The 11,199-nt window shown below is 68.5% G+C and carries 10 protein-coding genes; 3 read left to right on the top strand and 7 right to left on the bottom strand.

The features are described from left to right. The first annotated feature begins 146 nt into the window (after nt 1–146). The gene (locus GYM46_RS03815) at nt 147–350 is read left to right on the top strand and encodes a hypothetical protein (protein WP_231492465.1); all 204 of its coding nucleotides are present in this window, start codon (nt 147–149) and stop codon (nt 348–350) included. A gap of 20 nt (nt 351–370) precedes the next feature. Here GYM46_RS03815 and GYM46_RS03810 read toward each other — a convergent pair whose 3' ends face one another. The 7 genes from GYM46_RS03810 to GYM46_RS03780 form a co-directional block, all read right to left on the bottom strand. Further along, nucleotides 371–547 (bottom strand): hypothetical protein, encoded by a 177-nt coding sequence (locus GYM46_RS03810; protein WP_008263847.1) that lies wholly within the window; start codon nt 545–547, stop codon nt 371–373. Between the two features lie 50 nt (nt 548–597). Continuing rightward, a complete protein-coding gene (locus GYM46_RS03805; RefSeq protein WP_083793331.1) occupies nt 598–1,692 on the bottom strand; it encodes an HlyD family secretion protein in 1,095 nt (364 codons plus the stop codon). 25 nt (nt 1,693–1,717) lie between these two features. Beyond that, nucleotides 1,718–3,430, bottom strand: coding sequence for an MFS transporter (locus tag GYM46_RS03800; protein ID WP_008260279.1), 1,713 nt, complete (start codon nt 3,428–3,430; stop codon nt 1,718–1,720). Then, nucleotides 3,430–4,005 (bottom strand): TetR/AcrR family transcriptional regulator, encoded by a 576-nt coding sequence (locus tag GYM46_RS03795; RefSeq protein ID WP_008261319.1) that lies wholly within the window; start codon nt 4,003–4,005, stop codon nt 3,430–3,432. The genes GYM46_RS03800 and GYM46_RS03795 overlap by 1 nt, the downstream gene beginning before the upstream one ends. Before the next feature lie 208 nt (nt 4,006–4,213). After that, a complete protein-coding gene (locus tag GYM46_RS03790; protein WP_008260148.1) occupies nt 4,214–4,723 on the bottom strand; it encodes a GNAT family N-acetyltransferase in 510 nt (169 codons plus the stop codon). Further along, nucleotides 4,720–6,795, bottom strand: a complete 2,076-nt coding sequence (locus GYM46_RS03785; RefSeq protein ID WP_008261637.1) for a S46 family peptidase — start codon at nt 6,793–6,795, stop codon at nt 4,720–4,722. Before GYM46_RS03785 ends, GYM46_RS03790 begins: the two co-directional genes overlap by 4 nt. Nucleotides 6,796–6,974: 179 nt before the next feature. Next, nucleotides 6,975–9,068: a S46 family peptidase gene (locus GYM46_RS03780; RefSeq protein ID WP_008260601.1), complete on the bottom strand. Its 2,094-nt coding sequence runs from the start codon at nt 9,066–9,068 to the stop codon at nt 6,975–6,977. Nucleotides 9,069–9,277: 209 nt separating this feature from the next. Here GYM46_RS03780 and GYM46_RS03775 point away from each other — a divergent pair, with 209 nt between their 5' ends. Together GYM46_RS03775 and GYM46_RS03770 are read left to right on the top strand one after the other, a co-directional pair. Next, on the top strand, nt 9,278–10,447 hold the full coding sequence (locus tag GYM46_RS03775) for an ABC transporter permease (RefSeq protein WP_035309573.1): 1,170 nt from the start codon (nt 9,278–9,280) through the stop codon (nt 10,445–10,447). Beyond that, nucleotides 10,444–11,199, top strand: a complete 756-nt coding sequence (locus GYM46_RS03770) for an ABC transporter ATP-binding protein (RefSeq protein ID WP_035309575.1) — start codon at nt 10,444–10,446, stop codon at nt 11,197–11,199. The genes GYM46_RS03775 and GYM46_RS03770 overlap by 4 nt, the downstream gene beginning before the upstream one ends.

The following is an 11,199-nucleotide window of genomic DNA, read 5'->3' as shown; positions in this document are numbered from 1 at the left end:
GTCGCCGGCGTTCGTCTGAGCATGAGGCGCCGAGCCCGGCGGCCGTGACTGCGGTCGTCCACAGCTGTGATGCGTCAGTATGTTCGTGATTTGTTCCGTTTGTGCTTTAACCGATGGCGGCGGTCGGCGGCGTGACGGAGGAACAGATGAACGACGGAGTCCTGGCCGATATGATGGCCGAACTGGATGCGGAACTGGCGCGGGCGGAGGCGTCCCTGCCGGAACATCCCGAACAGACGCGCCAGACCGAGGTGATGCGCGCCCTCGCCCTGGGCCTGGGCAATTTCGAGCGGATGCGGGCCCACGACGTGCATCTGCTGGCGGCCCGGTTGTCGCCCCGCCGGGGGTGAGAGCCGCGCGCGGCGGCGATTCAGGGCTTGCGCTTGAAGGTGTCGCCTACCTCCGCCGCGTCCGGACCGTCCGGTCCCGCGCTGCGGCGCTCCTGCTGACCGACCTTCTTCACATCGGCGTCGGAGGTCAGGCCGTCGGGCTTGCCCGCCGGGTCCGCGCCGTTCTTCTCCCGGCCCTTGGTCTGTTCACGGTCCATCAGGATCTCCCTTGCTGGGAGGGGAGCGCGGGGGGAGGGGGAGGGTTCCCTCAGCCGCCCGTATCCACCTTCGCCACCACCGACATCCCCGGCGCGAGACGCTCCACGCCCGCCTGCCCCGGCTCGATGCGGATGCGGACCGGGATGCGTTGGGCGACCTTGGTGAAGTTGCCGGTGGCGTTGTCGGGGCGGATGACGCTGAACTCGCTGCCGGCGGCGGGGGCGATGCGTTCGACGCGCCCGCGCAGGGTCCGGCCGCCCAGGGAATCGACCGCGATCTCGACCGGCTGGCCGATGCGGATGTCGCGCATCTGCGTCTCCTTCATATTGGCCGTGACCCAGACGACGTCGGGCACCAGGCCCATCAGCTGGGTTCCGGCGGTGACATACTGGCCCTGGCGCACGCCGACCTCGCCCAGGCGGCCGGGGCGGGGGGCGGTGATGCGGGTGTTGGCCAGGTCGATCTGGGCCAGGCGGACGGCGGCCTGGGCGTTCTCGACGGCGGCGGCCAGACTGTCGCGGTTGACCACGGCCGAGGTGACGCCCGTCTGGGCCACGCCTTCGCCGGCCTGGGCCTGGGCCAGCTGGGCCTGGGCGCTGCGCAGGGCGGCGACGGCGATGTCCACATTGGATTGCGACACCCAGCCCCCGGCCTTCAGGGTGCGGGCGCGGTTGGCGTCGGCCTGGGCGCGGGTCAGGGCGGCCTGGGCGGCGGCGATGCCGGCGCGTTGTTGCGCCACCGCGCCGCGGGCCGAGGCCTGGCTCTGGGTCGAGTTGGACAGGGCCGCCTGGGCGGAATGCAGCGCCGCCTCGGCCTGCTCCAGCTTCTGGCGATAGATGCGGTCGTCGACCTGGGCCAGCAGTTGGCCCTGCTGAACGGCCTGGAAGTCCTGGACCGGGACCTGGACCACATAGCCGCTGACCTGGGGGCTGATGATCGTCACCTGGCCGCGCACATAGGCGTTGTCGGTCCGCTGCACATGGCCGGTGAAGGGCGGCAACTGCCAGGCGTACAGCACCAGGCCCACGGCGAAGACCGCGACCACCGCGGCGATCACGGCCCAGAGGACGCGTTTGTCCGGCTCGGGCGGCGACGCAGGCGGAGGCGCAGGTTGAGCGGATTGGGGGGATGTCGTGTCGGTCATCGGCGTGCGGGGGGCTTTCAGGGGATCAGTCGGCGGTCGGGGCGGCGGCGGGTGCTGGGTCGGCGGTCATGGAACGGGCGGCGCGCTTCGCCTGGCGGCGCGCCTCGAAACGCGGATGCAGATGGACGGCCGTGACCCAGGCGCAGCCCAGGCCGGCGGCCGCGGCGATGATCAGGAAGACGTCGTTATAGGCCAGGATATTGGCCTGTTGCGTCACCTGACGGGTGAGCATGGCCACGCCCTCGGCGTTCAGCAGGGCCGGGTCGGTGATGGTCGAGGCATAGGCGCCGGACAGCTGGCGCAGGCGCAGAACCACCTCGGGATTCAGGCTGGTGATGTCGGCGGACAGCTGGTTCGAATGGAATTTCTCGCGCATCACCTGGATCGTGCCGATCAGGGCGCTGCCGGCCAGGGCGCCCAGGTTCTGAAGCACGCTGAACATGACGATGAAGCTGATGATGTTGCGCGCCCCCTGTTGCAGCACCTTGCCGACGCCGATCAACAGGGCCGGGCCGACGAACATGGCCGAGGCGAAGGCGATCATGGCCTGGCTGACATACAGCTGGGCCGGACGGGTCAGAACGGTGGCGTGGCTGTCGATGAAGGCGCCGACGGCGATGAGGCCTAGCGCGATGGCGATGGGCTTGTTCAGCTTGGTGAGGTTCAGGGTCAGGGCGCTGACCGCCGTGCCGGCGATCATGGCCAGCAGGATCAGCAGGAAGAGGCCGTGCAACTGGTCCGGACCCAGGCCGACCACGGTCAGGAAGCCCACGGCGCCCGAGGTCTGTTCCGACAGGGTGATGCGGATCAGCAGGATGGCGCCGAACAGGCGCAGGATGTCCGGGCCGGTCAGCCAGCGGACGTTGATCAGCGGATTCCGCCGATCGTACTCGATCATCAGCGCCGCAGTCAGCAGCAGGATGGCGCCGGCCAGGGCCCAGCCGATCCAGGCGGCCTCGGTCCACCAGACGATCCGGCCCAGACCCAGGACGGCGGCCAGCAGGGCCACGCCCGGCGCGAACAGGGCGAAGGTGACGAAGTCCAGCGGCTCGAACAGCTTCAGCCGCTCGGACGGGGGCAGGCGCAGCACCTGGACCGCGGCCCAGGCCAGAAGCGCCATGCCCAGCTCGAAGGTGTAGAAGGCGCGCCAGTCGTTCATCTCCAGCAGGCTGGGCATGATCAGGCGGGCGATGGGGACGGCGAAGCTGGACAGGCCGATGCCGATCACCAGTCCCTTCAGGCGGTGCTGGGCCGGGAAGGCCTGGATCATATAGAGGAAGCCCAGGGTGCTGAGCCCCACCGCCGCCATGCCTGCGACGGCGCGGACGAACAGGGTGGACTCATAGTTGTCGACCGCCAGGTGGGCGGCGCAGGTGACGACGAAGGCGGTCAGGCAGATCTGGGTGAACAGGCGCAGGCCGTATTGCTGGCGGAACTTGAACAGGATCAGGTTCATGCAGGCGTTGGTCATGACGAAGACGACCGGCAGCCAGGCCGCCTCGGTGATCGTGATCCCCAACGAGCCCTGAAGACTGGTCAGATTGGCGGTGACGGCCGCGTTGCCCAGGCTGCCGACCAGGGCCACCAGAACCCCGGTCAGAGCGTACTGCAACCGCAGCCAGGCCGTATGGTCGGGCGTGGCCGGCGAGCCGGGCAGGGTGGGTCGCTCGTGCGGCTTCAGGGTGGCGAGATACTGCTCCCAGGGCAGATGCCAGTTGTGATCGGCGCGACGAGCCATCAGGACGCCTCCGGCCTGGGCTTCAGCCCGTCCAGAATGATGACGCGGGTGCGCTGGGACACGGCCTGACGCTCGGCCTCGTCGGCGCCCTGGAAGCCGGCGCCCAGCAGGGTGGCGATCAGGCGGATGTCCATCGGCCGCAGATCCTTTCGCACCAGACCGGCCGCCTGGGCCCGTTCGAGGGGGGCGGCGCCCGCCTCCATCAAGCTCTGCCGCAGGGGGGTAAGCGCATCGGGCGACCTCACGTTCCGGACCAACCCCGCCAGGCCGGCGTTGCGGATCATGTCTTCCGCCAGCCGGTCCAGAAACCAGAAGAAGGCTTCCGGGGCGTCGCCCTGTTCGGCGGTGCGGCGGTCCAGGTCGGCGAGGTCGGCCTCAAGCACGGCCAGGGCCAGTTCGGTGCGGTCGGCGAAATGACGATACAGGGTGCCGCGTCCGACGCCGGCCTTTTCCGCGATCAGGTCCAGCGGCGCGTCCAGCCCCTGGTCGGCGAAGACCGCGCGCGCGGCCTCAAGCAGGGCGGCGTGGTTGTGGACGACGTCCTTACGGACATGTTTGGGGGCGGGGCGCGACATGATGACGCGCATAAATGGACATGGGTGTCCGTTTTGCAAGGGGCCGTTCGAAGATCCCTCTCCCAGCGGGGAGGGCTTGAGCGGCTGAGAGCGTAGCGATCAGTCTTGCGCGCAAGGGTGAGGGGCGCGGCGGTGCGAGCTGGCCCACCGGCGGGCCCTCATCCGGCCCTTCGGGCCACCTTCTCCCCATGGGAGAAGAAAGGGGCGTTTACAGCCCCTTTTCCAACACCACGAACTCCAGCTCCGGCCGGGGCGGATCGACGGGGAAGGGGCGGGTTTCGCCGGTGGGGGCGTAACCGCGGCGTTGATACCAGGCGATCAGTTCGGCGCGGCGGTGGATGACGGTCATCTCCATGCGGCGGGCGGCGAAACGGGCGACGGCCTCGGTCTCGGCGGCGGCGAGCAGGCGGCGGCCTAGGCCGGACGCCTGAAGGGTCGGCTCGACCGTCAGCATGCCCAGATAGGTCCGGTCGTCGCCGACGCGGGCGACCTGGACGCAGCCGATCAGGGCGCCGTCCTTATGGGCCAGCAGAATGACCCGGTCGGGATCGGCGATCAGGGCCGACAATTCTTCGGCGCTGGTGCGGGTGTCGAACAGCAGGTCCGCCTCGTGCGTCCAGCCGGCCTTGGCCGTCTCGCCGCGATAGGCGCGCTCGATCAGGGGATGGAGCGTGGCGACGTCGGCGAGGGTCGCCGCGCGAAAAACGAAGTCGCTCACCTGGAGACGCCCAGCTCCCGCACCAGATGCTCCATGCCATAGACGTCGCGCAGGGCCACAGTGACGGCCTGGGTTGTGACGATGACGCTGCGGTTGACGGCGCGGTCATAGCCGTAGGCGTTGCGCTGGGTCAGGACGGTGGAGTCGAAGTTGGCGCCGATGATCTCGCCCTTCGCATTGATGGCGGGCGAACCGGACGAGCCGCCGATGGTGTCGGTCGAAACGGCCATGTCCATGACGGCGTTCGGGTCGATCCGGTCCTTGGCCGCCAGCAGTTTGGGCGCGACGGCGAAGGGCTCGGCGCCGGTGGCGCGGTCCCACAGGCCGGCGAAGGTGGTGAAGGCGCCGAACCGCTGGCCCGGCACGTCCGAGCCTTCGACCTGGCCATAGGTCAGGCGAAGCGTGCCGGTGGCGTCGGGATAGACGGCGTCGCCATAGGCGGCGAAACGGGCGGCGGCCAGCTGTTCCGAGGCGCGGTCGGTCGGGGCCTGGACGCGGGTCTCCCAGGCGTCGCGGACGGCGCGAGCGTCGGCGTCGATGGCCAGGGCGTAGCGGATCATCGGATCGGTCGAGGCCTGGACGGCGGCCAGACCGCCGGTCCACAGGGCGCGGCGCACGGCCGGGTCAGCCAGGGTCGTGCCGGCGACGACGCGGGCGGACAGGGTCTCGGGGCTCTCCTTGCCCAGCAGGGTGCGGACCGAAGGGTTGTCGACCGTCAGCCATTCGCGGGTCTTGGACAGCCACCATTCCAGCCGGATCTGCTCAAGCTCGGGATAGGTGGGACGTTCGGCGAACAGGCGGGATTCGACGCCGGACAGGCGGCTGTCGGCGAACTCGGGCAGGCGCTGGTCGGACGGCTTGGCCCGCTCCTGGGCGCCGCGCACCAGGGTGCGGGCATAGGCGAACAGTTGCGACCCGCCGGCGACCGAGGTCGTGCCCAGGCCCGTGCCGCCTTCCAGCAGGGCCATGGAGGGATAGAGTTCACGGGCGACGGGCTGGACCGTGCTGAGCGTTGACCAGGGATCGACGCCGGACCCGGCGGCGCGGGCGCGGAAGTCGGTTTCCTGCTCGGCCTTGCGGGCCATGAAGGCCGGATCGATCAGGGCGGCCATCCGGCCACGGCCGCGCTTGTAGGTGTTCTCAAGGCCCACGATGGGGTCCATGGCGATGAAGGCCTGGTCCTCGCCCTCTTCGGAATAGCGGATCAACCGGCCGCGCAGTTCGGAGGCGATCAACTGGTCCAGCGGCAGGACCACGTCGCGGATGGTGGTCAGCTGATCCTGGGTCAGCAGGCGCTGGGTCGAACCGGGATTGCCGGAGATGAAGACGGCCTCGCCCTGCGTCGGCTTGTTCGGGTTCCAGGCGAAATGGGTCGATGTGACCGCAGGCTCACCATCCTCGTACAGGCGGATGAAGGCCGCATCGATGGCGAAGCGGGGGAAGGAGAAGTTGTCCAGGTCGCCGCCGAAGGTGGCGGCGCGATCCTCGGGCGCCCAGGCCAGGCGGACGTCGGAATATTTGCGGTACTTGTAGAGCTTGAACTGGCCGCCCCGGTACAGGCTGACGACTTGGCAGCGGATCTTGGGGTCGTTTCCGCAGGCTTCGCTCTCGATCCGGCCGGCCTCGGCGTCGCGGGCCTGGGTGAAGGCCTGGCCCTCAAGCCCGGCGCCGGCCTTGTGCATCCGCTCGGTCACGTCGCCGATGTCGGTCAGGATCTCGGCGGTGGCGCCGGGGCATTTCAGCTCTTCCTCGCGCGACTTCGGCGTAAAGCCGGTCTCGGCGTAGTTGATCTGGGGTGTGGACAGGTTGGCGACGCAGGTGGCGACGCAGTGGTTGTTGGTCATGACCAGGCCCTGGCCCGAGATGACGCCCGCCGAACAGCCGCCGAACTTGACCGACGACAGGCGGACGCGGTCCAGGAAGGCCTGGTCGATGTCGGTTCCCAGCGCCTGGTTGGAGCGGGCGATGGGGAAGTTGTCGTAGGTCCACATGCCTTCTTCGGCGGAGGCCGACGAGGCGAAGGCGAAGGCGAAGGCGAGGACGGCGGCGGAGGCGAGAAGGGCGAGGCGCATGGGGGCTCCAAAACTCTCCCTCCCCGTCCGGGGAGGGTGGCCGGCGCGCAGCGCCGGACGGGTGGGGGCGGCAGGGCGACAAGGGCGCGGTCCTGTGATGGATCGCCCAGCCCTTCCCACCCGGTCGCTTCGCGACCCCCCTCCCCCGAGGGGGAGGGAGAGGCGCTTATGCGTCGGTATTAGCGCCGCACGCCCAGTTCGCGCAGCAGGCGGGGCTGGTTGTAGACGGTGCGCAGGGCCTCGGTGATGGCGGCGGTCGAGACGGTGACCGTGCGGTTCAGCTCGCCGTCGTAGCCGAAGCTGCCGCCCAGCGAGTGGATGTTGCCGTCGAAGGCGGCGCCGATGACTTCACCCTTGGCGTTGATCACGGGCGAGCCCGAGTTGCCGCCGATGATGTCGTTGGTCGAGACGAAGTCATAGACCGTCGACTTGTTGACCTTGCCCTCGGCCGCCATCCAGTCCTCGGCGGCGTTGAAGGGCTCGGCGCCGGTGTTGCGCTCGTACAGGCCGCCGATCTCGGTGAAGGGCGTCACCGTCACGCCGCGATAGGTCCAGCCCTTCACCTGACCGTAGGACAGGCGCAGGCTGAAGGTGGCGTCGGGGTACAGGTTGGTGCCGTAGACCGCGAACCGGGCCTGGGCGATCTTTTCGCCGGCGCGGCTGGTCGGGCCGGACACGGCCGATTCCCACTGGGTGCGGATCGCCTGGGCCGCATCGTCATTGGCCAGGACGAAGGCGATCAGCGGGTCGCCCGAGGCGGCCAGCTGTTCCGGCGTCATGGCCAGGGCCTGGGCGCGGAAGGCCGGATCTGCCAGGCGGGTGCCATCCACCAGGCGTTCAGCGATCTGCTCCGGGCTTTCCTTGCCCAGCAGGGCCTTCACGTCGGCGTTGTCGACGGTCAGATATTCGCGGGTCTTCGACAGCCAGAAGTCCAGATAGATCTTCTCCAGATCGTTCGAGATCGGCGTCTCGGTCGCCAGGCGGCGGCCCAGCGAGGCGATGTCGGCGTCCGAATAGCCGGCGCGGCGTTCGGCGACCGGCTTGGCGCGCTCCTTGGCCGCGCGGACGATGGACTTGGCGTAGCTGTACAGTGACGAGCGTTGGCCGGCGGCGGCTTCCAACTGGCGGTAGGGCAGGTAGAGGTCGCGCTGGGCGGCGGCGACGCGCTCCAGTTCGGCCCACGGGTCGCCGATGCGCTGGGCCAGGGCCGGGTCGGCGGCGACGCGCTGGCGCAGTTCCTGTTCGGCCGTCCGCTTCGTCGCCATGAAGGCCGGGTCGGTCAGGGCGCCCTGTTGGCCGTAATAGACCTTGAAGCCATTCTCCAGGCCGAAGATCGGATCGACCGAGACGCGCTTGGCCTCTTCGCCGGTGGTCGAATATTCCAGCAGGCGACCGCGCAGTTCCGAGGTCTGGATCAGGGTCAGCGGCAGTTGCTGGTCACGCAGGGCCTCCAACTGGGCCATGGTCAGCAGGCGCGAGGTCGAGCCCGGGTTGCCGGCGACGAAGGTGACGTCGCCTTCCTTGGGCGCATTGGGGTTCCAGGCCAGGTGGTTCGGCGTGGCGACCGGCTTGCCGTCCTCGTAGATGCGCAGGAAACCGGCATCCAGGGCGTAGCGCGGGAAGTTGAAGTTGTCCGGGTCGCCGCCGAAGAAGGCCGCCTGGAACTCGGGCGCGAAGACCAGGCGCACGTCGTCATACTTGCGGAACTTGTACAGCTTGTACTGACCGCCGCGGTACAGGCTGATGACCTGGCAGGTCAGCTTCTGGTCGTCGCCGCAGACCTCCTTCTGGATCTTGTCGATCTCGGCGGCCCGGGCCTGGACGAAGGCGGCGCCCTCAAGCCCGGCGCCGGCGCCGACGACCCGGTCGGTCACATCGGTGATGTCGGTCAGGATCTCGGCCGTCTGGCCGGGGCATTTCTTCTCTTCCTCGCGGGTCGCGGGCATCCAGCCGTTCTTGACGTAGTCGTTCTCGGCGCTGGACAGGTCCTGGACGCAGCCCACGACACAGTGGTGATTGGTCAGGATCAGGCCTTCGCCCGAGACCAGCGAGGCCGAACAGCCCTGCAGGCGGACAGCGGCGTTGCGCACGCGATCCAGCCAGGCCTGGTCGATGTTCGTGCCGTACTTTTCGTTCACCGTGGCGATGGGGAAGTTGTCGAAGGTCCACATGCCCTCGTCGGCGCGGGCCGAGGTCGCGGGGGCGGACAGGACGACGGTCGCGGCGCCGAGGGCGGCCAGCGAGGCGGTGAGACGAAGGGACGGCAGGGACATGCGGGGTTTCCTACAGAGGGCGGAGCGAGGATGGTCCGCCTGTTAACTTGTAACTAGCGCCGTTTCGGCGACGCCGCCAAGAGGCGAGACGGTCTTTGCCCTACGGCCCGTGGTCGCACGGGTCAAAAGCAAGCCTTACCCCGATTTAACTTGGCCGTGATGCCGCGCTCGCTCAGATAGACGGACGTATCGGGGATTTATCGACAACCATGTCGCTTGCGCTATCAACCTTGCTCTACGAGTGGCGTCGCTACATGGCGGCCGTCGTGGCGCTCGCCTTCTCGGGATTGCTCGTCCTGGCCCAGGTCGGCATGTTCATGGGCATCGGCAAGGCCTTCACGGCCCAGATCGATCGGGCCCGCGCCGACATCATGATTCTGAGCCCGGGCGCGACCGCCCTGTTCAACGGCGGCCCCTCAGGCGTGCCGCGGCGAATCATGCCGGTGGTCTATCAGCATCCGGAAGTCCTGGCCGTGGCCGATCTGGACGGTTCCGGCGGTCGTTGGCAGAACATCGTCAAGGATAAGGAGCCCGGCGGCGACCCGGCCGCGCCCGGCGCCAAGAAGATGGAGTTCGTCAACGTCACCACCATCGACGCCGTGCCTGGCGCGGTGACGGTGCCGGTCGACTATTCCGACGACCTGGTCGAGGCTCTGCGTCAGCCCTATGCGGTGGCGGTGGACCAGACGGCGCTGGGGCGATTGGGCGTCAAGCTGGGGGATCAGGCCAGCTACAACGGCAAGACGGTCCGGGTCGCGGCCGTGACCCAGGGCTATCCCAACATGATGCAGGCGACGGTCGTCATGTCGCGCGACACCCTGCGGATGCTGGGCGAGGCCAACACCGGCGAACGGGTCGGACCGCTGATGGTGCAGATCAAGGATCCGGCGCGCGCGCCCATCGTGGTCGCCCAGCTGAACTCTATCTCGAACGGTCAGTTCAAGGCCTGGACGCGTCAGGATCTGGCCAAGGCCAATGAAGGGGCGATGATGAAGGAGAGCTTCATCGCCATCATGCTGGGCTTTTCGCTGTTCCTGGGCGTGCTGATCGGGGTGGCGATCACCTGGCAGACGCTGCGCGGCGCCATCATGGCCAATATCAAGGAGTTCGCCTCGCTGCGCGCCCTGGGCGTCGCCATGGGGTCGCTGCGCTGGATCGTGCTGGAGCTCAGCTTCTGGGTCGGGATCGCCGGGGTGCTGGCGGCCTTCGTCCTGACCTGGGGGGTCAGCCTGCTGGCGGCCGGTTCGGGCCTGACCATGTCCTTCCCGCCCATGATGGTGATGATGGTGTCGCTGATGCTGATCGTCATCGCCCTGCTGTCCGGTCTGTTGTCGCTGGGCGTCCTCAAGAACAGCCAGCCGGCGGACCTGCTGCGATGAACACTCATACGAAAGTGCACGGCAAACACGGCGACTTCGCCATCGAAGCCAAGGGCCTGGTCAAACGGTTCAAGACGGGCCGCAGCTGGGTCGAAGTCCTGAAGGGCGTCGATTTCGATGCGCGGCACGGCGACCTGACCATGGTCATGGGCCCCTCCGGTTCCGGCAAGTCCACCCTGATCGCCAACCTCTCGGGCCTGCTGAAGCCCGAGGAGGGGCGGGTGGACATACTGGACGTCGACGACCTGTGGACCTACGGCTCGGGTCGGATCGACAAGTTCCGCCTGGACCACTGCGGCTTCATCTTCCAGGGGTTCAACCTGTTCCCGTCCCTGACCGCCCTGCAGCAGGTCATGACGGTGCTGAAGTACCAGGGGCTGTCGTCGGCGGACGCGAAGAAGCGCGCCACCACGGCGCTGGAAGAAGTGGGCCTGGGTCATCGTCTGCACCAGAGGCCCAACGCCCTGTCCGGCGGCGAGAAGCAACGCGTCGCGATCGCCCGCGCTCTGGCCAAGGACCCGCAGATCCTGTTCGCCGACGAACCGACTTCGGCGCTCGACGGCGAAAACGGCCAGGTGGTCATCCGCCTGCTGCGCCGGGCCGCAACCGAACACGGCGCAGCCGTGATCTGCGTGACCCACGACCCGCGCCTGGAAGCCTGGGCCGACCGGGTCATTCACATCGAGGACGGCCGGATCCTGGACGATCAGCGCCGCACTCCTGATCCCGACGCCCAGCTGGCGTCCCACTAA

This window comes from Brevundimonas mediterranea, from assembly GCF_011064825.1.
GTDB lineage: Bacteria > Pseudomonadota > Alphaproteobacteria > Caulobacterales > Caulobacteraceae > Brevundimonas > Brevundimonas mediterranea_A.
The sequence above is the reverse complement of the archived record's forward strand: the minus strand, read 5'-3'. Positions and strand labels throughout refer to the sequence as shown.

Bases quoted from the DNA above. Each gene is read 5' to 3' on its own strand.
- GYM46_RS03780 (WP_008260601.1), bottom strand. From the start codon at position 9,068: ATGTCCCTGCCGTCCCTTCGTCTCACCGCCTCGCTGGCCGCCCTCGGC.
- GYM46_RS03805 (WP_083793331.1), bottom strand. From the start codon at position 1,692: ATGACCGACACGACATCCCCCCAATCCGCTCAACCTGCGCCTCCGCCT.
- GYM46_RS03800 (WP_008260279.1), bottom strand. From the start codon at position 3,430: ATGGCTCGTCGCGCCGATCACAACTGGCATCTGCCCTGGGAGCAGTAT.
- GYM46_RS03810 (WP_008263847.1), bottom strand. From the start codon at position 547: ATGGACCGTGAACAGACCAAGGGCCGGGAGAAGAACGGCGCGGACCCG.
- GYM46_RS03770 (WP_035309575.1), top strand. From the start codon at position 10,444: ATGAACACTCATACGAAAGTGCACGGCAAACACGGCGACTTCGCCATC.
- GYM46_RS03775 (WP_035309573.1), top strand. From the start codon at position 9,278: ATGTCGCTTGCGCTATCAACCTTGCTCTACGAGTGGCGTCGCTACATG.
- GYM46_RS03795 (WP_008261319.1), bottom strand. From the start codon at position 4,005: ATGTCGCGCCCCGCCCCCAAACATGTCCGTAAGGACGTCGTCCACAAC.
- GYM46_RS03815 (WP_231492465.1), top strand. From the start codon at position 147: ATGAACGACGGAGTCCTGGCCGATATGATGGCCGAACTGGATGCGGAA.
- GYM46_RS03785 (WP_008261637.1), bottom strand. From the start codon at position 6,795: ATGCGCCTCGCCCTTCTCGCCTCCGCCGCCGTCCTCGCCTTCGCCTTC.